General features: G+C 64.7%; 16 protein-coding genes and 1 other RNA gene. 9 read left to right on the top strand and 8 right to left on the bottom strand.

The window, feature by feature from the left end; genetic code table 11:
• The first annotated feature begins 74 nt into the window (after positions 1-74).
• On the top strand, positions 75-941 hold the full coding sequence (locus tag ABFD92_09565) for a hypothetical protein (protein ID MEN6504774.1): 867 nt from the start codon (positions 75-77) through the stop codon (positions 939-941).
• Positions 942-1,087: 146 nt separating this feature from the next.
• On the opposite strand, the gene ABFD92_09560 is transcribed toward ABFD92_09565, so the two are convergent.
• The 5 genes from ABFD92_09560 to ABFD92_09540 all read right to left on the bottom strand — a co-directional run bounded on the left by ABFD92_09560 (position 1,088) and on the right by ABFD92_09540 (position 7,944).
• Positions 1,088-2,215 carry a vWA domain-containing protein gene (locus ABFD92_09560; GenBank protein ID MEN6504773.1) on the bottom strand — a complete coding sequence of 376 codons (1,128 nt, stop codon included), beginning with the start codon at positions 2,213-2,215 and terminating at the stop codon, positions 1,088-1,090.
• Between the two features lie 77 nt (positions 2,216-2,292).
• Positions 2,293-2,452: non-coding RNA, 6S RNA (ssrS, locus tag ABFD92_09555), on the bottom strand.
• 396 nt (positions 2,453-2,848) lie between these two features.
• Complete coding sequence (gene pheT / locus ABFD92_09550; GenBank protein MEN6504772.1) at positions 2,849-4,849, bottom strand: phenylalanine--tRNA ligase subunit beta; 2,001 nt, start codon at positions 4,847-4,849, stop codon at positions 2,849-2,851.
• Positions 4,850-4,994: 145 nt separating this feature from the next.
• Complete coding sequence (gene aspS, locus ABFD92_09545; GenBank protein MEN6504771.1) at positions 4,995-6,803, bottom strand: aspartate--tRNA ligase; 1,809 nt, start codon at positions 6,801-6,803, stop codon at positions 4,995-4,997.
• A 124-nt stretch (positions 6,804-6,927) separates the two neighbouring features.
• Complete coding sequence (locus ABFD92_09540) at positions 6,928-7,944, bottom strand: hypothetical protein (GenBank protein ID MEN6504770.1); 1,017 nt, start codon at positions 7,942-7,944, stop codon at positions 6,928-6,930.
• 612 nt (positions 7,945-8,556) lie between these two features.
• Between ABFD92_09540 and ABFD92_09535 the strand changes: the two genes are divergently transcribed.
• On the top strand, positions 8,557-9,642 hold the full coding sequence (locus ABFD92_09535) for a S24 family peptidase (protein ID MEN6504769.1): 1,086 nt from the start codon (positions 8,557-8,559) through the stop codon (positions 9,640-9,642).
• Positions 9,643-9,779: 137 nt separating this feature from the next.
• On the opposite strand, the gene ABFD92_09530 is transcribed toward ABFD92_09535, so the two are convergent.
• Entirely contained in the window at positions 9,780-10,256 is a 477-nt protein-coding gene (locus ABFD92_09530; protein ID MEN6504768.1) for a hypothetical protein, read from the bottom strand.
• Positions 10,257-10,640: 384 nt separating this feature from the next.
• On the opposite strand from ABFD92_09530, the gene ABFD92_09525 reads away from it, so the two are divergent.
• The 3 genes from ABFD92_09525 to ABFD92_09515 all read left to right on the top strand — a co-directional run bounded on the left by ABFD92_09525 (position 10,641) and on the right by ABFD92_09515 (position 13,149).
• Positions 10,641-11,501, top strand: a complete 861-nt coding sequence (locus ABFD92_09525; protein ID MEN6504767.1) for a bifunctional methionine sulfoxide reductase B/A protein — start codon at positions 10,641-10,643, stop codon at positions 11,499-11,501.
• Positions 11,502-11,570: 69 nt separating this feature from the next.
• The gene (locus ABFD92_09520; GenBank protein MEN6504766.1) at positions 11,571-11,783 is read left to right on the top strand and encodes a BrnA antitoxin family protein; all 213 of its coding nucleotides are present in this window, start codon (positions 11,571-11,573) and stop codon (positions 11,781-11,783) included.
• 16 nt (positions 11,784-11,799) lie between these two features.
• The gene (locus ABFD92_09515) at positions 11,800-13,149 is read left to right on the top strand and encodes a hypothetical protein (GenBank protein MEN6504765.1); all 1,350 of its coding nucleotides are present in this window, start codon (positions 11,800-11,802) and stop codon (positions 13,147-13,149) included.
• A 22-nt stretch (positions 13,150-13,171) separates the two neighbouring features.
• Here ABFD92_09515 and ABFD92_09510 read toward each other — a convergent pair whose 3' ends face one another.
• Positions 13,172-14,068 (bottom strand): alpha-L-fucosidase, encoded by an 897-nt coding sequence (locus tag ABFD92_09510; protein ID MEN6504764.1) that lies wholly within the window; start codon positions 14,066-14,068, stop codon positions 13,172-13,174.
• A 157-nt stretch (positions 14,069-14,225) separates the two neighbouring features.
• Between ABFD92_09510 and ABFD92_09505 the strand changes: the two genes are divergently transcribed.
• Together ABFD92_09505 and ABFD92_09500 are read left to right on the top strand one after the other, a co-directional pair.
• Positions 14,226-15,689: a radical SAM protein gene (locus tag ABFD92_09505; protein ID MEN6504763.1), complete on the top strand. Its 1,464-nt coding sequence runs from the start codon at positions 14,226-14,228 to the stop codon at positions 15,687-15,689.
• Positions 15,690-15,736: 47 nt separating this feature from the next.
• Positions 15,737-17,116: a radical SAM/SPASM domain-containing protein gene (locus ABFD92_09500; GenBank protein ID MEN6504762.1), complete on the top strand. Its 1,380-nt coding sequence runs from the start codon at positions 15,737-15,739 to the stop codon at positions 17,114-17,116.
• A gap of 391 nt (positions 17,117-17,507) precedes the next feature.
• Here ABFD92_09500 and ABFD92_09495 read toward each other — a convergent pair whose 3' ends face one another.
• Entirely contained in the window at positions 17,508-18,974 is a 1,467-nt protein-coding gene (locus tag ABFD92_09495) for a sulfatase (GenBank protein MEN6504761.1), read from the bottom strand.
• A gap of 471 nt (positions 18,975-19,445) precedes the next feature.
• Between ABFD92_09495 and ABFD92_09490 the strand changes: the two genes are divergently transcribed.
• Positions 19,446-21,878, top strand: a complete 2,433-nt coding sequence (locus tag ABFD92_09490; protein ID MEN6504760.1) for a GNAT family N-acetyltransferase — start codon at positions 19,446-19,448, stop codon at positions 21,876-21,878.
• 36 nt (positions 21,879-21,914) lie between these two features.
• Positions 21,915-22,901 (top strand): magnesium transporter, encoded by a 987-nt coding sequence (locus ABFD92_09485; GenBank protein MEN6504759.1) that lies wholly within the window; start codon positions 21,915-21,917, stop codon positions 22,899-22,901.
• Positions 22,902-23,370: the final 469 nt, after the last annotated feature.

The raw sequence follows: 23,370 nt of genomic DNA, 5'->3' as shown, positions 1-23,370 counted from the left end.
CTGCACCCATCGCCACAAGAGAAGGGTTACAGGTACTGCGGCAGATGCCGCGAATAACGACGAAGGAGAACGAAATGCGGACAGTGATGATCGGATGTGCGGTGGTGATGGTGTGGGCGTTTCTGGCGGTTTCGGTGGCGCCGGCGGCGGAACTGACGGTTGACGCCGTGCGCGACGTCAAGGGCGACGGTCCCGACGGCAAGGGCAACACCGTGGATGACACGTGGGGCTTCTGGTTCGAATTGGTCCAGGCCAAGGAGTACCGCCGCCTGGATCTGGCGACGGCGAACCTCAGCGCCGACCAGCGAGCCAACGGGATTCGCGATCCCAAGGCCCGCAGAGGCCACCAGGGCAAAGTTCGCGGACCCATCGGGGCCTACCTGCCCAACAAAGACGCCACCGAAGGCTGGATCTATCACAGCGACTGGGATGGCCGCTTTGAAGGCGTCTGGGGCGACACCAAGGCCAAGCAGATCATCGCTCATCCGTACACCGAAAAGACCAATGCCGCCGGCGTGGGCGTGACGTACAAGGTGCCCGCCGACGGGCTGTACACCATCAGCGGCAAGGTGACGGACATGCAGGTCACCAAGATGGCTAACGCCATGATCGACGGGATTACGGTCGTGATCAGCGTCGCCGAAAATGACGCAGCGCAGATCAAGCCGGTCAAGGTCGTCGGCAAGACCGAGCCGATCGGCGACACCGTCGGGCCCGAGTCGCGCGAGTTCAAGTTCGAGAAGGTCGCCCTCAAGAAGGGCCAGCTCGTCCTGATGAACATCGACCCCAATAAGGGTTGGGGCGCCGACATGACCCGCATCGACAGCTTCAAGATCGAGCCGGTCACGGCGGCCTCGGCGAATTGGAAGACTCCCGCCCTGGCCGTGGCGCTGCTGGCGGCGGCTGGCGTTGCCGGGCTGCTGGTCCGCAGAGTGTTCTGATGAATTAAGTGGCACAGGCTTTCGAGCCTGTGCCGTCACAGCCTGGAGTCACAGCCCGGAGTCACAGCCTGGAAAGGCTGTGCCACCCAATAACGAGCGGCCGTCCTTAACGGGCGGCCGCTCGCTTTTTCACCCCATGTCGGGCGTCAATACTTGAGGTTCTTCTTGGCCGCCTGCTCGCGCAGGGTCTCGACCACCTTGGCGTCAAACGACGCCGGTTTGGCTGCCGCCGACGCGGCCGTCTTGGCCGCCTCGGTTTTGATATGCGCGTCGCGCCGAGCCGAAACCTCGGAGATCTGCTTGAGGATCTCCTGTCGCTTGGCATTCTGCTGGTCGATGTACTCCTTCTGCTGCCCAGGCGTCATCTTCTGCATGGCCTCGGGCAGTTGGGCCTTGTCGAGCTTGGACAGGTCGGCCTTGTTCTTGACGACCTCGTCGACCAGGTCGTTGCTGGCGGCCTTGCCCGAGCCCAGCGAGAACGACGCGCGGTCTGCCGCCGAAGTCACGGGCATGGCCTTGGCGGCTTCATTGAGATGCACCTGTTTCTCGCGGGTCTTGGTGTCGCCGTACGGGACGGCCGTCGAGACGAGCTTCTTGTTCAGTTCGGCCAGTTCGCCGTCGTGGGGCGTGGCCACCACCTGCACGCCGCCGCCTTGTTCCAGGGCGATAAACGTGCCCTCGGCTTTCTTGGCGATTTCCTTCCAGACGGTGGAGGCCTCGCTGTTGTTGCCGCAGAGAACGGTGTTGATGTAGATGCCCTTTTCGATGGCGGCCTTGGCGGTCTTGTCGTAGGTGGGCACGTCGGTGTATTCGTTGTGGGGCGGGAAATCGCCGACCAGGTAGATGATCTTGAGCGTCTTGGAGTCGGCGCTCCAGGAGATCTTGTTGACGGCGTCGTGCAGCGCCTGGTTGACGTTCTCCGGTCCGTCGCCGCCGCCGTCGGCCTTGAAGCCCATCAGGTCGGTGTAGACCTGGTCGATGTTGTCGGTCAGGTCAAAGACCTTGGTGACGTACTGGTCGCCCTTATCGCGGTAGGGCACCAGGCCCATCTTGACGACGGGCTTGGGCTTGCCCAGCACGATCTGGTTGGCGATAGACCAGATCTTGGCCTTGGCCCCGGCGATGAGTCCGCCCATCGAGCCGGTCGTGTCGACGACGAACACCACCTCCACGCGCGGTTGGGCCTGATCGGGCGGGATGATCTTCTTCGCATCCGCGGCCGTCAGCACCGAGGCACAGGCAAACATCGCGATCAGACTTGTCAGCGTTTTCATGGCGTTGATCCTTTGGGTTAGATGACACTGCGTCAGACGCACGAGATGGCGGGGGGTTCCCAAAGGGGCGCAAAAAAATAGTCTCCACAAATGTGCCGGCGGTCGCTTCAGGAAAGAGAACCCATCAAATAAGGTGGGCAGCTGCCTGACCCCGAAGGGCCAAGGACGTAGGCTTCCCTTGATGAGTCTTATCGGTTCTTTTCCACGCGTGCAACCTATCGAGCACCGCAGAGACTATTTTTGTTTCTTCCACTGACAACTACTATTCTACCCAAGTTCATCGGAAAAGCGCGCGGTCCTCTTGAAGAATTGCGCAAGAATGTTTCCGCTGAAAACGTTTCTCTCCGGCGCGCGGCTTGCCGCAGAACTTTTCACCGCGGAGATCGCGGAGAACGCAGAGGTTAGAGAGAATTGAAGGGGGCGATCAACTGAGCATTGGATGTTGCAGCCGGAGGTGGAAGAGATTCGGCCGCCGAAAAAAATCCAAGTTCTATCTTCTCTGCGGTCTCTGCGACCTCTGCTCTGAAATAACCGGGGTGGCATGGCGACACACGTTTCTGTTTCTCGTGGGTCGCCATGATGTCTCGCGCTCATGGCGACCCGCTGCGCGTGTCGCCATGCCACCCGGAACTTTCACGACCGCAGTTGTGCGGCGAATCGTTCGTTCAGTTGCGACACGATCTGCGCGACCTGCGCGTCCACCTGCTCGCTGCGGAGCGTCTCGGCGTCGCTGCGATAGGTCAGCGTCAGCGTCAGGCTCTTCTTGCCCGGCTCGATGGGTTTGCCTCGATAGGTCGTCACGTAATCAAGCCCGACCCGCAGCGGCTGATCGATCGACCCGATGGCCGCGGCGATCTGCGCCCACGTCACCGGTTCGTCCACCACCACCGACAGGTCGCGCCGCACCGCCGGGAAATGAGGCACCGGCCGATACGGCCTCGCCTTGTGCGACGCCGCCACCAGCGCCTCGAAATCCAGCGCCGCCGCGGAGAACGCATGCTCGAGATCGAACGCCTTGAGCACGTCGGCGGCGACGAGACCGACGTGTCCGATCGTCTTGCCGTCCAGGGCGACGGCCGCCGATTGCCCCTTCTCCATCCCCGCCGCGTCGGCGGGCGTGATGAGAACCTCTGCCGCCGGCGCCAGCCTCGCCGCCAGCGCCTCGACGGCGCCGCGCAGGTCGCGCAGCGGCGCGCGGGTGACCATCGCCAGCTCCAGGTGCTCTGCCGGAAGGGCCCCGCCCGAGGGCGGAAAGACCGCTGCCAGTTCGTACAGGCTCAGATCGACGGTGCCCTGGTCCTGGTTGTTCTTGCAGGCCTCGAGCAGGCTGATCAGCAGCGTCGGGCGCAGGGCGTTGTGGGTCTTGCGCGTCAGAGGGTCGACGCAGACGGGCTTGTCCACGCCGAACAGCGCCCCCCGGGCCGCGTCCACGAAAGCAAACGTCACCGCCTCGTCGAATCCCGCGGCCGACATGACGGCCGAGACGGCCGACCGCATGCGCTGCACGTGCGAGCGGGGCTGAACCGGATGCGAGACGGCCGCGTCGACGGGAATGCGATCGTACCCGGCCAGGCGGATGATTTCTTCGATCAGGTCGATCTCGCGCGTCAGGTCGGCGCGATGGGAGGGGATGGTGCAGAGGAATCCGTCGCCTTCGGCGCGAGGCCCAAGGCCGAGGCGGTCGAGGATTTCGCGCTGCTGCAGGCGGGCGATCTCGACGCCCAGCACGGCGGTGGTGCGATGCGGTCGCAGCGTCACCACCGGCGCCTGCCAGGGTTTGGCCCAGACGTCCACCGCTCCGGCGGCCAATTGCCCGCCCGCCACGTCGACGATCAGCTTGCACGCGCGCTGCGAGGCGGCGTCGAGGGCGACGGGGTCCACCCCGCGCTCGAAGCGGTAGTTGCTCGGGCTGGCCAGTTGGAGGCGCCGGCTGGTGCGGCGGATGCACAGCGGGTCGAACTGCGCCGACTCGATCAGGACGTTGACGGTCTTGTTGCTCACTTCGCTGGCCAGGCCGCCCATGATGCCCGCCACGGCGACGGGGTGCTTCGCGTCGGCGATCACGAGCATCTGCTCGTCGAGGCGGCAGGTGGTGCCGTCGATGCTGACGATCGTCTCGCCGTCGCGGGCTCGCCGCACGACGATGCGCTGCTCGATCAGCTTGTCCAGGTCGAAGGCGTGCAGCGGCTGGGAGTATTCCATCAGCACGAAGTTCGTCACGTCGACGATGTTGTTGATGCTGCGCAGGCCCACGGCCTCGAGTCGCTCGACCAGCCACGAGGGGCTGGCCCCGACGTGAACGCCGCGGATGACCCGCGCCGTGTAGCGCGGACACAGGCCGCTGTCGTGTACGTCCACGCGAGTCAGGTCCGATGCCTTGCCCGAAGCCGGCGGCAGCGCCGTTATTGGCGGATTGAAGGGAACGCCGGTGATGGCCGCGATCTCGCGCGCCACGCCCAGGTGCCCCAGGCAGTCGGGGCGGTTGGAGGTAACCTCCAGATCGATCACCACGTCGGCGTCATTCTCCTGCACCGACTCGATGTTGAACCCCGCGCCCATCAGCGCCGAGCAAAGCTCAGCCGTCGAAAGGCGGATGTCGACGTAGTCAGTCAACCAGTTCAAAGATACGAGCATGTCATTATCCCGGTGGCACAGCCTTTCCAGGCTGTGTCTTCTCTTGGCACGGTCAGGGACACGCACAACGGAGTTGTGCGTGGCACCCGGCACCTGGCTGTGTCGGTTTCACAAGCTGGTCACAGGCTGGAAAGCCTGTGCCACCTCATTCTTTTGCCGGCGGAGCGATCACCTTCAGGTCCAGCTCGGCCAACTGCTTGTCGGTCACTTCCGACGGGGCATTGGTCAGCGGGCAGGTGCCGCGCTGCGTCTTGGGGAAGGCGATCACGTCGCGAAGCGACTGCGCGCCGGTCAGCTCCATCACGATGCGGTCCAGGCCCAGGGCCAGCCCGCCGTGGGGCGGAGCGCCCAGGCGCAGGGCGTCGAGCAGGAATCCGAACTTCGCCTGCGCGTCGGCCTCGCTGATCCCCAGCAGCGTGAAGACCGCCTTCTGCATCTCGGGGCTGTGGATACGGATCGACCCGCCGCCCATCTCGATGCCGTTGCAGACGATGTCGTACGCGCGGCTGCGCACGGCGCCGGGGTCGGAGTGGATCTTTGCCAGATCCTCAGGCGCCGGGGCCGTGAAGGGGTGGTGCAGGCTGTCCCAGCGATTCTCCTGCTCGTTCCATTCCACCAGCGGAAAATCGCTCACCCAGCACCATCGGAACGACGCCGGGTCGTACAGCTTGAGGTCTTCGCCCAGCTTGCAGCGCAGGGCGCCGAGGATCTTGTTGGCCACCGCCAGCGGGGCGGCGGCGAAGAAGAAGATGTCGCCGGTCTTGGCGCCGGTGGCGGCGCAGAGCTTGGCGAACACGTCGGGCGTGAGGAACTTGGCCACGCCGCCGGCCGCGGCGCCGTTTTCGATCTTGCACCAGGCCAGGCCCTTGGCGCCGAAGTCGGCGAGGTACTGCGTGTAGTCGTCGATCTCCTTGCGCGTGAACTTCGCCCCGCCCGGGGCGGCGAGGCACTTGACGACGCCGCCGGCCTCGACGGCCGAGGAGAAGACCTTGAAGTCCGCTCCGGCGACGATCTCCGTCACGTCGTTCAGCAGCAGCTCGAAGCGCAGGTCGGGCCGGTCGGTGCCGTAGCGGTTGACGGCCTCGCTGTAGGGCATGACGGGCACGACGTCGGGGAAGGGCTTGCCCGCGACCTTGCAGACGGCCCGCATGACGCGGTTGGTCACGTCCATCACGTCCTGCTCGGTCACGAACGACATTTCCATGTCGAGCTGGGTGAACTCGGGCTGGCGGTCGGCCCGCAGGTCCTCGTCGCGGAAGCAGCGCACGATCTGGTAGTAGCGGTCGAGGCCGCCGACCATGAGGATCTGCTTGAAAAGCTGGGGGCTCTGGGGCAGGGCGAAGAAGCTGGCCTGCTGCATGCGGCTGGGGACCAGGAAGTCTCGGGCGCCCTCGGGGGTGCTCTTGGTGAGGAAGGGCGTCTCGACTTCGACGAATCCCTGCTCGTCGAGCGTGGCGCGCATCGTGGCGGCGATCTTTGCCCTCAGGCGCAGGGCCCGCATGAGCTCGGGGCGGCGGATGTCGATGTAGCGATAGCGCAGGCGCGTGTCCTCGGACACCTTGCTGTACTCGTCGGGCGAGAAGGGCGGGGTGTCGGACTTATTGAGCACGGCCAGTTCGTCGACAACGATCTCGATCTCGCCGGTGGCGAGCTTGGGGTTGACGCGTTCGGCCCCGCGGTGTCGCACCGCCCCGCCGATGGCGATCACCCATTCGCTGCGCAGCGAGTTGGCCACATCGTAGCGTTTGCGCCCGGCGTCGTCGCCGGCGGCAGGCAGGTCGAAGACGACCTGCGTGACGCCTTCGCGATCGCGCAGATCGACAAAGAGCACGCCGCCGTGGTCGCGATAACTTCGCACCCATCCGCAGAGCCGCACCCGCTGGCCGATGTCGCTACCGCGAAGCTGCCCGCAGTTGTGCGTGCGCTGAAGCATCTTTTCGTCATACTGTGTCATAGAAATCTCACCTGAGGATAAGGGCAAGATTCTAACACCTGAGCCCGCAATTGGAAACAGGGAACCGGCCGGGGGGCTCTGAATTGCCCCACATAAAGAGTGTTGCTTCTCCACCGACAGAAGATTAGTGCGGCTGTGAAGCGGCGGAAGGCTTTGGAGGTGCAGGATTCTCCCGCTGCAAATCCAATCGTAGAACCTTCCCGTTACAGTGCCAAACGCGCACTTGCCTGCCTTGCCGCAACTCGCCTCCGCGGGCGATGGTCTGCTTATAGGCGGGGGAAACGGTAAAGTAGTCGACTTCGAGTTGGACGGTGTTGATTTGGACGAGATCGCCCTTGGCATGGCCGTCGAACGGCTGCTCGCGCAAGACCTGGACTATCCCCTCGGTGACGTGGGCTCTACCGTCACGGTATGCGCTAAGCAGTTTATAGGATTGCCACAGATTAGCCGAAAAACCCAGGCCGGCCAACGACAGCCAAAGGATGCTCCACACCAGAATAAACACCGGCTTGATCTGGCCGGCTTTGTCCTTTGCTCGCGGGATCCATACGATTGCCACGCAGAAACCGATCACCCCGATGGCAACATACCCTGCGGCCAGAGCCACAACTCGCCAGAAGCCCTCGTCAATGACGAAGACTGTGGTGTACCCATCGCCCTGGCTTGCATAGCTTGTCCAGAAAGGTACTGCCGTACCTTGGCTGAAGATGGTAATGACCGCTGCTATTCCGACGAGCACGCTGCCACTGGCCAGCGCTTTTGCATGCCAGGGCCTCGACAGCGGTATGTTGAGCAGCCCCGGATGATCCACAAGTACTCTGGCGCCGCCACGAGTAAAGACCCACCATAGCAAAAGCACCCAGGAAAGGATGACTTCCGCATACCATGCGAGCACCCAAAGCTTTGCCCCGCGTGGTTCGAGATAATCCTGCATGGTTGTTCCCCCCAGCACCGATCCAAGCCCCATCACCACCCACGGGATGTTGCCCCAGATCAGCAATCCACGGATAAGCCTCTTGTAGCTCCGCAGTGCCTCGGGTTTGCGCGATATGTGCTCCTGCGCCCGGTGCCACCAGATCAGAGCATTGACGGTGGTGACACCGATCAGGACGATCCAGAAATGATTCATCAGGGCTTCCACGCGATGGATTATATCGAAGTTCAATGATAGCAGCGCAGAACATTCCTCAAGGAGAGCCTGATACAGGCGCAAAGGGAATGCCCACGCCTCGGAGCTTCATTGAGCAGGTCGTCGTGGAAGAAATTGTCCCGGCGGCACCCCCGACCGCATGCCGCCGGGACGTTATCGTAGCTTCAAAACATGTCGCGTCATTCTAGCTCTGTCGAACTGCTGCGGGGCGCGAATGTCGGTTCTCGGTCCGCGGCGAGTTCGGCTTGGCGCCGTTCTTCTTGCGAGTTCGCGACAGCAGGTACAGGACCAGTTGCTCCTGCCAGTGCAACGTCGCGAGCAAATCGTTGAGCACTTCGGCAGTACCGGCAGATGGCGGAAGGCCCACGGGCCGAATCGCCGGCGGCCGGCGAGTTATTCGCTTTTTCGTTTGTTTCCCGCCCATCGGACGATATACTCCCCAGTATCGTCGGCGTTGCACGAAGTTGGCGGCTAATATATTCGCCTTTGCGTATATCGTCAAACAAAAAGCTACGCCTTTACGAAAATTATTCACATATGACAGAATCCGGTCTAACTTGCGATCCAATTTGCCAGAGAATCGCCCAGGTTCGCGTTGAATCCATGGGTCCGCGCGGCAAAGCGCGATTCGCCAAGGCCTTGGGCCTCTCGCCGAGCACGTACGAGTATTACGAGCAGTCGCGCGTTCCGCCGGCGGCTGTGCTGGTGAAGATCGCACAGGTGGCGGGGGTGGACCTTCGCTGGCTGCTGACGGGGGAGGGGTCCGCCGCCGCGGCGGCGGGTGCCACGACAAACCACCCCGCTCTGCAGCGCGCCGCCGCTTTGATAGGGGATCACCCCCGGGCGGCGGGACCGCTGGCGGCGTTTCTGGATCTGCTGACGGCGGCGATGGAGTTCCCGAAGAAAGACGGCGCCGCGGCGACGCTGTCGAGTTCATTTTCCGCCCAGCAGCGCTCCGCGGCGCAGCGGGGATTCAATCGCGCGGGGACGGACGCTGCACCGCAAGCGGCGCAGGGAGGATTCGAGCGGGTGCAAGAACTTGCTGCGGCGCAGGGGACGCAGCGGGGACTCGAGCGAGTACAGGCAGATGTTGCGCCGCAAGCGGCGGATGCGTCTTCTGCGTCCTGGGATAGTTCAACGTTGAATGACGCTCCCGGGCGATCATGGGTCCCTATCCTTGGTCGCAGCGCCGCGGGCGTTCCGCAGTTCTGGGACCGCGACTCCCGCGACGCCGGCGTCACCACGCTGAGCGACTTGATCGGGCGTCACGCCGGTCAGGCGGCAACGGTGCAGCACGGGCAGCGGAGTTGGGCCGACCCGCCGGCGGCGCCGCAGGCGGTGCAGATCGTCACGCTCACTGCCCCCGCTGGTGACGTCTCGCAATTCGTAGCCGCGGCGGACATCAAGGCCCGCTACGGCGACGCTTTCGCCGTGCGAATCGACGGCGACTCGATGTCGCCCGACATCCGTCACGGCGACCTGGTGGTGCTGAGCCCCTCTCAGCCGGCGGCCGACGGCAAGGCGGCCGTGGTGCAACTCGACGGCCAGATCGGCGTGACGTGCAAACTCTACCGCCGCAGCGGCCCCAGCGTGCATCTGATCCCCATCAACGAGCGCGTGCCCCATACGGTCGTGGCGGCCGAGGCGGTTCAGTGGGCCCTGCGGGTGCTGGCGCTGGTGCGGGCATAGGGGCTGGGAAAGGGACCACAAGGACTGCAGGGACCGCAAGGACGAAGGCTTAAAAAAAGAGGCGGCTGTCCGCGTGGACAGCCGCCTGTTTCGGGCGCACAGCCTGGAAAGGCTGTGCCACCAGTTATCATAGCCGCTTAGTAGCCCACCCATTGGGTCACGGGGCGGGTCTCGTAGACGGCGGGAACGTACACCTGCACCGCGCGGGTCTCGTACTGGGCGGGCACCAGCACCTGCTCGCTGCGGGCCGGCACCGTCACCGTGTGGCGATTGCCCATCGAATCGTAAACCGTCTCGTAAGTGGCCGGTGTGTAGCGTGTCTCATACCGCGCCGCGGCAACCAGCACCTGCTGGTATTGCGTCTCGTAGTGGGCGGGGGCGACGAGCACCTGCTCATAAACCGTCACGTAATGCCCTGCCGGGCGCGGCTGAAGGATCGTCGCCGCCACGGCCAGTCCGAACCGCGGCCAGAAGTGGCGGTCGCTGTCGTGACGCTCGACTCTGGGCGGGGCATGCCGCGGGGCCGGACGGCGATCGGCCATGGCAAAAGCCGGGAACAGCATTGTTGCGATTGCGACGCTCGCTGTGATCATCATTTTGCGGTTGGTTGTCATGGCCGGTTCCTTTCATTGGTTGCCACGGTTCACCAGGTATGTCCCTCGACGCCGCCGGCGGGTTACACAGTATCTGGGAAATTTCCTCGTTGGCCTGGCACCCGGTTAAAGGTCGCGGCGGAGGCACTAAATGAAGAAGTAATTCGTTGTGTGAATTACTTCTTCAAAGCCACACAACGGCTTTGATAAATACTTGGTGCCTCCGCCGCGACTTTTCTCCGCGCCGCCTTAAAATGAGAAGCGAGAGTTGGGAGAAGGAACATGAGTGACTGGTTTGTCATCATTATGCTGGTGGCCGTGGCGACGCTGGTGGCGGCGTGCTCGCGAAGCTCGGGCGACCCGCCGTCGCGACGGCGCAGCGACCAGCAGCCGCCTCTGGGAGCCATGCCGCCCCTGACTGCCCAGGAGAAGGAGGTCATCCTGAACAAGGGCACCGAACCCCGCTTCAGCGGCAAGTACCTCTCGACCACGGCTGAGGGCGTTTACCTCTGCCGCCAGTGCGGTTCGCCGCTGTACCTGTCGGACAGCAAGTTCGCCTCGGACTGCGGTTGGCCGAGCTTTGACGACGAGATCGCCGGCGCGGTCAAGCGCCAGGGTGACGGCTTGCGGACGGAGATCATCTGCGCCAACTGCGGCGGGCACCTGGGGCACGTGTTCGAGGGCGAGGGGTTGACCCCGCGCGACACGCGGCACTGCGTCAACTCGCTGTCGCTGAAGTTCGTGCCGCGCGAGGAATGGCCGCTCGAGCGGGCCATCTTCGCCGGCGGATGCTTCTGGGGCGTCGAGCACCTGCTGCGGCAAACGCCCGGCGTCATCGCCGCGCGATCGGGCTACACCGGCGGCAAGACCGAAAGGCCGACCTACCAGCAGGTCTGCTCCGGCCGCACCGGTCACGCCGAGGCTGTCGAGGTCCTCTTCGACCCGGCCAAGGTGACGTACGAGCAGCTCGCCCGCCAGTTCTTCGAGATCCACGACCCGACCACGCTCAACCGCCAGGGTCCCGACGCCGGCACGCAATACCGATCGGCCGTCTTCTACACCACGCCCGCCCAGAAGGAGACCGCCCAGCGCCTGATCGCCCTGCTCAAGGAACGCGGATACAACGTCGTGACGCAGGTCGAGCCGGCAACGACGTTCTGGCCGGCCGAGGACTACCACCAGGACTACCTGGCCAAGCATCCCGAGCGGCCAAGCTGCCATATCCCCGTAGAGCGATTCGGTCCGGCCACGCAGCCGGCGAGGTAGGAGAAAATAGCAGTACCACATGGCTTGGGGATCGAACTATAATTACAATATAATTATGGACGCATTCCTATGAAGAAGAGCTACGACTTCCGCAACTCGGTCCCCAACCCTTATGCCAAGCGTCTCAAGAAACAAGTGACCTTGAGGCTCGGCATTGACGTGATCACCTATTTCAAAGCCATGGCCGACGAGACTGGCGTACCCTACCAGACGCTGATCAATCTTTATCTGAGCCAGTGCGCGCACTCGGGTAAGAAGCTTTCCGTGAAGATGGCTTCGTGAACCGCCAATGCGCCAGATGACTATTTCGAGGACAATTGGCACGGCAGTGGCGGCGGGCGTGTTCGCCTTCGCCCTGACGGCGGGGGGATGCAGGGACGCCAAGCCTGAGAACCCGCGGCAGGCGTTGACGGTGGCGTATCACCTCGGCGGCAGCGATGGGCGGCAGAAGCACTGGGAGGCGTGGAAGGCGCGGTTTGAGCAGGACAATCCGCTGTGGGAATTGCAGATGGCCCACGTGGCTCCAGCCACGGCGCGGGGGTCGTATATCGCCGCGGGCAACGCGGACGCCTTGCCCGACTTGCTGCAATTGTTCGACCTGACAGACTGGTTGGCGCAAGAGGGCTATGTGGACTCTCTTCCCGCTGGTTTCATTCAGCAGTTCGCCCTCAAAGCCCCGGCAGGGGGGCAGGTCTACGGCGCTGGCGGGGGAGTGCGGCTCTGCGGGATCGCCGTCAACGCCTCGCTGGCGTCGGCGGCAGGGATCAAGGAACCGCCGGAGAACTGGGTCCAGTTTCTGGGCTGCCTGCGGAAGATGCAGCAGCACCTGGCCGAGAGCGGCCGCGGCGCCCAGGGCTGCCGGGCGCTGATCTGGGGGTCGGACTGGTCGGCCCGCCTGCCGCTGGAGATGGCCATCTGCGCCGACCTGTATGCACGCGGCGCCGCCACGGCCGACTGGGCCGCTGTCCGCGGCGACGATAAAACCTCCTTCGCCTCCGCAAAGCCTGCCGAGACCATCGTCGGAAACCTGGTCGAGTTGGTCCGCGAGTTCGTGGCCGAGCAGAGACCCGCGGCCCTGACATACGAAAAGCAGCGCGAGACGTTCTTTCAAGGCAAGGCCGCCTTCTGGTTCACCGGCACGTGGATCGGCTCGGACATCGCGGCTTTTCCCGGCAGCGTCGAGGTGGACTTCTGGCCGATGCCTTCGATGGTCGGGCGGAGCAGCACGTTCATCGCCGCCGCGGCCGAGGGCGGCTGGGGACTGGCACGCGGGCTCGAAGAGCCGCGCCGGCAGGCGGCTGTCAAGGCGCTCGAGGCGCTGCTGGCGACGGAGGTGTACCAGGCATATCTCGACGCCGAAGGGTGCCTGGCCCAGCCGTCCAACGTGTCGGCGCGCGTTGCCGGGGCGGCCGGGCGCACCGGGACGTTCTATGAAAACGTCCGCCGCCGCTATGACGCCTGCGGCGCCGTGGGCGGGTTGCACGCGCGCGGGCAGACGCCGCCGGGGTTCGAAGGCGCGCTCGAGCGCGCCTGCCGCGGCATGCTCGAAGACGCCTTAGCCAGACGAGTGACCGACATCCCCCTCATGCTCACGCGATTCGATGAAGCCTGGGACCAGGGGCAGACGCAAGCGGTTGAAGGACCGTAAACTACGCAAGCGGCGAATCTCATTACCGCCTCAGTCCCCTCACGGACTCCCCGATCGAGGAAAGCTGCTCAAGATAAACCGGGTCGATCAGTCCGTTGCTCAGCGGGGGCACGTCCCATGTGACCACGCCGCCGCTGCGGAGGAGATTGGCGGTCAGATCGACGACGGCGGCGGTGTCGTAGCGGGGGTTGTCCGGCCGTGCCAGCGACGGTCCCCAGTTGAAGCCCAGGAACGAGAGCATGTGCCATTGCAGATCTTTTTGGTCGTCGGCCCAGCGGCCCTGGCAGCGGGCGTCGGGCGGGTGCGGCGTGTCGCCGGCGGTGTAGTTCTCGTAGATCGAGTTTCGCTGGAACCCGTGGGGCTTGTTGAACGCCAGCAGCGCGTCGGCGTTTCCGGCCCGGCAGGCGCGGGCGATGCGGCCGTTGATCGCCTCGTCGCCCTCGTTTCCGTCGATCCACCATCCGCGTACGGCCCGGCCCCAGCGTAGCGACAACTCTTCCATCGTGTCGGTCCACCACGCCGGCACGCGAGGCTCGTCCGGGCGGGGTTCCTTGACGGCCGCGGGCGTGCCGTACGTCACGTACGCCATCAGGGCCAGGGCCTTTTTATCCAGCGCTTCGGCCACGTCGGCCAGGAGATCTCGGCGCGTGCAGGCGGGGGGTTCTGCGCGGGCGAATCGCTCGAACGCGCTGCTGGGAGCGTTCAGGGGCGGCCACTGGGCGACGGTCAGCAGCAGGTATCCCGCCCCAACGTCGGCGAGCTGTCCCGCCAGGGCGTCGGCGTCGAACGTTTCGACGATCCGGTCCCAGGCCCGCGGCGAAGCGACGTTCAAGTACCGGCTGCCTGAGACGTAGTGGAACATCACGCCCCAGGCGCTCTTGAAGAGCCAGTCTGTCAGATGCGAGGCGGTGTCGTCCATGGCGCAGGCTCCGGCCGGTCCGGGTCGTACAAAAAAACCCGTCGGCCACTTGGGATTTTCCGCGATGCATATAATACCACGGTTATTCCGGAGCCACGATCTTCTGACTCCGGGCGAGGCCTGAGAAACGACTCAAAGCGGGGACTACAGCAAAGACATGATCAAAGCACGCACGATTCGTTTTGTCGAGCCCATGACGCGGCCGGGTCGCCCGTACAACGCCTGGATCCGGCGCTGGCCGCTGCTGGGCCCGGTGACGCTGGCGACGGTACTGCACGCCAAGGGCTTCGACGTGGGGATCTTCAACGAGAACATCTCCGGCGCGGTCGAGCAGAATGCTTCCGCCTGGGACGACCTGCGCAAGGCCGACGTCGTGGGCATCAGCATCATGACGCCCACCGCCAGCCGCGGGTACGCCATCGCCGACCGCCTGCGGGCCGAAGGCTGCCGCGCCACCATCGTCCTGGGCGGCGTGCATGCGACGTTCATGTCGGCCGAGGCCGCCGCCCACGGCGACGTAATCGTCCAGGGCGAGGGCGAAAACGCCATCGAGGCCATCGCCCGCGGCGACATCGCCCATGGCATCGTTCCGTCAACGCCGGTAGCCGATCTGGACGTCATTCCGCCGCTGAACTACTTCCTGATGCACGATTTCGAAAAGCTCATCGCCACGCAGCGCCGCCGAGAACTGTACGAGTTGCCGATGGCCACCTCGCGAGGCTGCCCCTACGGATGCACGTACTGCAGCGTGACGCGGATGTTCGGCCGCAAGGTCCGCCGCCAGAGCGTCAAGAAGGTGATCTCGGACCTGCGCCACCACATCGCCCAGGGCTTTGAACGCGTGTTCTTCTATGACGACAACTTCCTGGCCGACCGCGACTGGGCCCGCGAGGTGCTCGAGCGCATGCGACCGCTGAAGATGCGCTTCAACCTCCAGGGCCGCGCGGACTTCCACTGGACCAGCGCCGCGCGCACGCAGCACGACGGGCCGCTGCTGCGGGCGATCCGCCGCGCCGGGCCCAACGTCATCTACGTCGGCTACGAGACTATCGACGAAGCCACCGCCCGTGCCTGGAACAAGGGCTACCGCGGCACCCGCTCGCTGTCGCGGCGCCTGGCCGAAGACACGCGCATCCTTCACGAGACCGGCTTGTGGATCCATGGCATGTTTGTGCTGGGTCCCCAGCACACGCAGCAGACGGCAGACGGGATCGTGCAGTTCGCCCGCCGCGAGCAGATCGAGAGCCTGCAGATCACGATCCTGACGCCGTTTCCGGGCACGCCGCTGCTGGGGCAAATGGCGCCCAACCTGATCGTGCAGGACTTTCCGCGCGACTGGGACTATTTCGACGGTACGCACTGCGTCTTCGGCAACAGCCGCATGGGCTTCGAGCGGATGCAGCAGACGGTGTTCGACGCCCATCGGCGGTTCTACCGCCTGGGCGGCTGGAGCGTCCGTCGCGTGCGGGCGCTGCTGGAAGAACCGTTGAGCGTGCGCGACAAGGTGGCGCGCCTCTGGGACAACGCCAAGATCGCCCGCCCGACGCTGGCCAACTGGAAGGCGGAGATCGCGGCTTATATCGATTATGTCAGAGCCAACGTGAATCTGGCCAACTCGTAACACTTCGAGGGGCCAGGGGAAAGGAACACGCAATGTCGGATTCGGTAATGAGCGCGTGTCGCGAGGGTCTTTCTGCGCTGGCGTTCCGCGCCGGGGTCAAGGCGGCCGACCTGGCTATCCAGGTGCCCATGCTGCGGGGCTACCTCCTGGAGCGGTTGATGGAACGCGTGCAGTCGACGTACGACCAGTGCGAAAGCGACACGTACGTGCTCGAGCACGTCAAGTGGTTCGGCCGCCACCTTCAACCGTTCCTGCAGCGGTTGCTGAAGGAGCGTCCCGCGGCGGCGCGGGCGATCCTGCGGTTCCTGGCGACGTGGGCGTCGGATCTGCGCCGCCGCACGGACCGCCAGCAAGCCGGGCGCGTGGGGCCCTGCACTGTCGTCATCGAGCCGACCGACCGCTGCAACCTCGCCTGCCCGGGCTGTTACGCCAAGAGCACCAATGACGGGTCCGACCTGAGCTATGAGCAGTTTTGCGGGATCGCCGACCAGGTCATCGACATGGGCGTGACGCTGTTGACCATCTCCGGCGGCGAGCCCTTTCTGCGCGAAAAGAGCGAGCAGATGCTCACGCGCCTGGCTATGCGCCACCAGGACCGCGGGTTCCTGGTCTACACCAACGGCACGATGATCGACGAGGACATCGCTGACCGCCTGGCGGCCGTGGGCAACATATTTCCCGCCATCAGCGTCGAGGGCTTCGAGCACCAGACCAACCGCCGCCGCGGCAGCGGCGTATACGAGCAGAACCGCCGCGTGCGCCGGATGCTCGCCGACCGCGGGGTCATGTGCGGGTTCTCGGCCACCATGACGCGCGAGAACGCCGAGTCGATCTGCTCCGACGAGTTCATCGAGATGCGCATCGCCGAGGGGGACCTGTTCGGGTGGTTCTTCCTGCTCCAGCCCATCGGTCGCTCGCCGCGGCCGGACCTGATGGTCACCGCCGATCAGCGGGCGTTGATGCGAGAGACGATTTATCGCTGGCGGGCGGAAGATCGCCCGATCTTCATGGGCGACTTCTGGAACGACGGCCACCTCAGCGGCGGATGCATCGGCGGGCGGTACTACTTCCACATCTACGCCAACGGCGATATCAGCCCCTGCGTGTTTGCCCCCGTCGCCGGCGAGAACATTCTCGAGATCATCGCCGGGCGCAGTGAATACAGGAACCTCGACGATTACGTCCAGCGCAGCGACCTGTTCAAGGCGTACCGCCGCGAGCAGGAAGGCGTGACTGACCGCAATCGCCCGTGCATGCTGATCGACAATCCCCAGGCGTTCCAGCGGATCCGCTGCAGCGAAAACTGCCGCCCCGCCAAGAACTTCCCGCCCGGATACGCCGACGGCGAAATCGCCGAGGTGATCACCCAGGTGGCTCAGGAGTGGCAGGAGAAGTGTACTCAACTGCCACCCGTGATAAAGAAGTAGATCGGGTGGCATGGCGACACGCGCAGCGGGTCGCCATGGGGACAGGGACGGAGACGGAGACGGGGACGGGACGGGGAGTGCGGGATTACGGGATTGGGAAAAGATTAAGAGGATTGGGGAAGAGGAAGAAACCAGGACGGGTGGCATGGCGACACGCCAGCGGGCCTGCCTGCCGGCAGGCAGGTCGCCATGGGGACGGGGACGGGGAGTGCGGGATTTCGGGATTGGGAAAAGATTAAGAGGATTGGGGAAGAAAAAAGGAAAACAAGCGCCTGAGGGTGCCGTGGCGGGTAACTCCGAAGGAGCGGACAGCCACGATCCCTGAACGCGCACATTTCAGTCCGTCGTGGCTGTCGTCCTTCGGACTCCCGCCACGGCACCGGGACCTGCACTAATCCAGCAGCGTCAGGTTTGGCTCGTTGTCCGGGTTGCCCAGCGGGCCAAAGGCGTTTCGCACGATGCGGCGCTGGGCGTCGAACCAGTTGGCGTAGTCGGTGCAGGGGGCGAAGGTATCGTGGCGCTGCGCGAGCAGGCGCTGAAGCTGCGATTCGAGGTTGCTCCGCAAACCTGCGGCCGCAGGATCGTCCGCGAGGTTATGGACCTGCAGCGGGTCGGCCTGCAGGTCATAGAGGACGGCCCGGCCGTCGAGCCAGCGGGCGTAAGAGTGTCGCTGCGTCCGAACGCCGCGCCACTCGTTGCCGGTGGTGAGGTAGCCCGGCCAACCGGCGATGTAGTTCATCGTCAGCAGCGCCTCTTGTTGCGGCGCGCCGATTTGCCCCAGCCACGCCTGCGAAAGATCAATGCCTTCGACCGTGCGTGGCACGTGTACCCCGCAGAGGCCGCAGAGGGTGGGGAAGAAATCCACCGGCGCCATCAGCGCGTCGCATCGCGAGCCCGGGGCGATGTGCCCCGGCCAGCGGGCGATCAGCGGCACGTGGATGCTTTCTTCCCACGGGAGCATCTTTTCCCAGGCGGCCTGGGCGGGGTTGCGTTCGGGCGGCGGGAGTTTGTTGAACCACGGTTCGTCGGCGTGGGCGCCCATCATCGTTCCGTGGTCGCTGGTGAAGACGACGATGGTGTTGTCGGCCAGCCCGCTCCGATCGAGATCGTCCATCAGGCGGCCCATCATGTCATCGAGCGCCAGGGTCATCGCCAGGTAGTGGCGGTACTGGGGGATGAGCGCCTCGTGCGCCGCCGGCGGGACGTTGGGCGGCAGTTCCAGCGTCTGCGGCAGGCGGGCGTAGTACTCGTCGGGGGCGAACTTGCCATACGTCCAGTGCGGCTGGTGCGGCGAGACGAACAGGCAGAACGGTGGCACAGGCTTTCCAGCCTGTGGTCTTTCTTCATCGAAGAAGACCTCGGCGTATCCGGCCAGCCCGTCGGTCTCGTACCCCTTCCACGGTTCGACGTGCCAGTCTTTGAGGTGTACGAAGCCGTCGAAATATTCCATGTGGCAGTTGTACGCCCGCCAGTAGTCGAAGCCCAGGCGGTCGCGTCCTTCGGGCACGTAGTCGGGCCCGTGGCCGCTGAAGAACCCGTCGTTGTGCAGGTGCCACTTGCCCACCCACCCGGTGCGGTAGCCCGCCCGGGCGAAGGCGTCGGCGATGCTGATCTCGTCGTGCCGCGTGCGCACGTGGTTGAGCAGGTGCCCGGTCGTCTGCGGATGGCGGCCGGTCACGAGCATCGAGCGATACGGCGTGCAGACTGGGTACGTCGAGATCGCCCCGGTGAAGGTCGCGCCCTGGCCGGCCAGGCGGTCCAGGTGCGGCGTGCGGATCTGCGGCTGACCGTACAACGGAAGCGAGGCCGCACGGAGTTGGTCGGCCAGCACGAACAGGATGTTGGGTTGCTGGGGCATGCTGTCGTTGTACTCATGCGTGGGAAATGACGCCAGTAATTTTGCATCGCCCTGGGAAGAAGGTTGAAAAATTCCAGAGGCGCGGTAGGATGCCGGGCGTTGCAGCAGTTCGCTAAGCGGTAGTTATTGTGACACGTTTGAGCTCGAACGCTCGCGCAGCTTCAGGATTGCAGCCACTGCCCCTCCGGCGCGTCTCGTGCGCCGTCGGAGGGAACGAGTTGGCCGCCGGTCGTTCTCCAAGGACGATGACCGGCGGCCTTTTTATTTGCGGCGGGTGGCATGGCGACACCGCGTCTTTTGCGGGGTCGCCATGTGCGTGTGCGTATGCCTACATGGCGACCTGCCTGCCGGCAGGCAGGCCCGCTTCGCGTGTCGCCATGCCACCCGTCCATTACTGGGAGCCATACCAGCAGTTCCTTGCCGCCCGGAGGCGAGCGTTGTATAACGCCAGCACCTCAATAGGAGCCCCCGATGACCAGGCACAGCATGGATCTTTGCGGCGTGTGGCGATTCCAGCCGGACGTGTATGGCCAGGGGCGGGCGGGCAACTGGTTCGCCGAACTGCACGACCGGCGGTTCTGGACCGAGGCGCAGGTGCCCATCACCTTCGACCGCTGCCACGTCGACCTGCCCAACTACGAGGGGCGAGGGTGGTTCGCGACTCATTTTGACGTCCCCGCCGATTTCCTCGGGCGCCGACTCGCGCTGCGGTTCGAGGGCGTCTGCGCCCGAGCGAGCGTCTGGCTCAACGGCCGACATTGCGGCGACATCCCCGACAGCTACCTGCCGTTCGACCTGCCCGCAACCGACTTCGTCAGGTGCGGGCAGGACAATCTGCTCGTGGTCGAGGTCGACAACCGCCGCCGCAGCGAGGACGTGCCCGGCGAGCATTACGGTTGGCGGCCGGTGGGGGGCATCCTGCGCGAGGTGGCGCTGGTGGCGACGGATCCGCTGCACATTGAGCACGTGGCGACGGTCGCGGGCGCGGATAAGAAGTTCAGCGCGACGGTGGAGGTCGCTAACGGCCGCCGCGATAAACAGAGCGTTTCAATCGAGGTGGTTCTCGCCGGCAGTGACGGGCGGGAAGCGGGGCGGTTTGTTTCGGCGCCGGTGGTAGTCGACGGCGGGGCCGGCGCCACGCTGGAAGTGCATGGTGAGGTTCCATCAGTGGAACTCTGGTCGCCGCAGACGCCGCGACTGTACAACGTTGAGGTGCGATTGCTTGACGGTGGCACAGCCTTTCCAGGCTGTGCAGCACAGGCTGGAAAGCCTGTGCCACGCGATGAGCGTTCGCTGCGCGTCGGGTTCCGCACGATCGAAACGCGGGGGACGAAACTGACGCTGAACGGCAAGGATATCTTCCTGACGGGCTACAACCGCCATGAGGACTCGCCCAACACCGACATGTGCCCGGACCGCGACGTGACGCGGCGGGACCTGGAGATGATGAAGTCCTCCGGCTGCAACTACGTGCGACTGTGCCACTACCCGCACCACCCCTTCGAGTTGGACCTCTGCGACGAGATGGGCCTGCTGGCGATGGACGAGATCCCGCTGTATTGGTGCGGCGCGGGAATGGACAAGCCCGAGACGGCGGCGAGCATCGAGGCCGCCGCGCAGCGGCAACTCACCAACATGATCCGCCGCGACTGCAACCATGCGTCGGTCATCTTCTGGTCGGTCAGCAACGAGACGATCGAGGGCAAACCCGCTGTCGTCGAGCTTAACGCTAAGTTGATCGCCCAGGCTAAGGCCCTGGACCCGACGCGCCTGGCGGTACACGTGTCGAACTGCTGGATCGGCGGGGGCGATTTCAGCCGTGACGACGTCTGCTGCGTCAACGGATATCCGACGTGGGGGCAGGTGGGCTGGTGCGGGGCCAGCCAACCGGACCACGCCGAGGCGACGCGCACGTTCGCCCGCGACCTGGAGGGCCTGCACCAACGGTATCCCGACAAGCCGATTCTCGTCACGGAGTTCGGCGGCACGTCGCTGGGCGGCGTGACCGGCGGGTTCCTGGGCGAGGACGTCCATGCGGCTATTATCGCCTCCGAACTGGAGGGCATTCGCCAGTGCCCCCACGCCTGCGGGGCCACGATCTGGTGCTGGGCCGACCACACCTGGCCGGGCAATACCTGGATGGCCAACATGCACATCAGCCCCTTTGGCGCCGTCACCCGCAGCCGCCGTGTGAAGGCGGCGTTCTGCGCGGCGCAGAAGGCGTTTGTGGAGATACAGCGCTGCGTGCAAAACGAAGAGCATGGGCGAGACGCCCATGCCACGCAAGAGCATGGGCGAGACGCCCATGCCACACGACCGGCGCAGACGGCGCCGGAGGAACCGGTGGCGGGCTGGGGCGTGATGATGGTGCGCCTGCACATGAACGATATCCCGCAGAACGCGCTGCCCGAGGGATACACGCTGCGCGGGATGCGCAACGGCGACCAGGCGCTCTGGGTCGACATCTGGCGCGACGCCGAGCCGTTCTTTCCCATCGGCGAGGATCTCTTCGAGGCGCAGTTCGGGCTCGACGCCGCCCTCTGGGCCCGCCGCTGTCTGCTGGTTTTCGACTCGCGCGGTTTGGCGGCGGCCACCACCAGCGCCTGGTTCAACCGCAACTTCCTGGGCGAGGATTACGGGCAGATCCACTGGGTCGCCACGCGCCGGGCGTACCAGGGCAAAGGGCTGGCCAAGGCCATGATGACCGAGGCCTGCAACCGTCTGGCGAAATGGCACGCCAAGGCCTTCCTGGGCACGCAGACCAAGCGGACCGGCGCCATCCGGTTGTACCTCGACTACGGGTTCGTGCCCCTGATCCAGTCCGCCGACGACGAGCGGGCCTGGGACGCCGTGCGCCGGAACCTGACGCACCCGAACCTCGAGCGGCCTCACCGAACCGCGTGACCGCGCTATGCTGTAGTTTCGCCGGGGAAAGTTGCCATGACCATCAATGCCTCAGACATGAACGCCCCCGTAGGGACGCTGGCCAAGAAAGACTACACCGCCCTGAGCGATTCCTGGACCGTCGGGCAGGCCCTCGAGTCGCTCCGCCGCGCCGACCTGGGCGAAGCGATCATCTACTTCTACGTCGTCGACGCCCAGGGCAAGCTCGTCGGCGTCGTGCCCACGCGGCGACTGCTGATGGCCCAGCCGACCGAGCGCCTCGCCGAGATCATGATCGGCCATGTCGTCAGCGTCGCCCAGAGCATGACCGTTCTGGAAGCCTGCGATTTCTTCATCATGTACCGCCTGCTGGCGTTTCCGGTCGTCGACGACCAGGGCAGAATCGTCGGCGTCATCGACGTGAGCCTCTTCACCGACGAGGTCTTCAGTCTGGCCAAGAGCCGCGCCGACCAGAACGTCTTCCAGCTCATCGGCGTGCATGTCGCGCGCGGCCGCAAGCGCACGGCGTGGTCGGGCTTCCGGTCGCGGTTTCCGTGGTTGCTGTGCAATATTGCCGGCGGCATCGGCTGCGCGCTGCTGGTGGGGCAATACGAGGCGTTCCTCGATTCGGTGATCGTGCTGGCGTTGTTCATTCCGGTGGTGCTGGCGCTGGGCGAGAGCGTCAGCATCCAGTCGATGAGCCTGACGCTGCAGAGCCTTTACGCAGCGAGCATCGACTGGCGCAGTCTCGCCCGGGCGCTGCAGGCCGAAGTGCTGACGGCGCTGCTGCTGGGCGGGGCCTGCGGAATCCTGGTGGGATCGGTGGGTTGGGCATGGAGGGGCAGCTTCGGCGTCGCCGCGGCCATCGCCGCCAGCATCTGCCTGTCGATCGTCACCGCGTGCGTGCTGGGCGTGGCGCTGCCGACGATCATCCGCGCCCTCAAGGGAAATCCCCGCATCGCCGCCGGCCCGGTCGTTTTGGCGCTGGCGGACATCCTCACGCTGTTGTTCTATTTCAGCCTGGCCGGGCTGATCCTCGCCTAGTCCGAAAACGCTCTCGCTGCACTTCCTTGCACTTTGTTGTACTTTTCACAGCGGTTGTGGCACGGGAGTCTGGCCCGTGCTGTTGCCGCGGGTATCCCATCGCTCATAAGTTCAGTGTTTGGAACGAGTTGGAAAGACGCCGGCTCTATTTATAAATACTGTATTTGCAGTCACTTACAGCGACACGCGTTTGTCCCAAAACCCAGGTGTCCCGCGCGGGAAATATTCTTTTTTCCCCGGCAGAAATCTGCATTTTCCTGCTGCGCCAGAGCGAAAAAATCTGCCGCGAAAGAAACGCGACTTGACGAAACTGCCCAAGCGCTATAATTAAAATAGGGGCAGAGAATGAGGCACCGGTCAGGTGCCTTTTTTGTTGCGCTTTTGCAGGGGCTCTATCGCCTGAGCCTGCTTCCAGAATCGTTCTGAAGTTCCGTCTCTTACCTGCGTGACCTCTGAGTTTCTGTGGTAA

Source organism: Planctomycetaceae bacterium (genome assembly GCA_039680605.1).
Lineage (GTDB): Bacteria > Planctomycetota > Phycisphaerae > SM23-33 > SM23-33 > JAJFUU01.
This window is presented reverse-complemented; position numbering and strand designations above follow the sequence as displayed.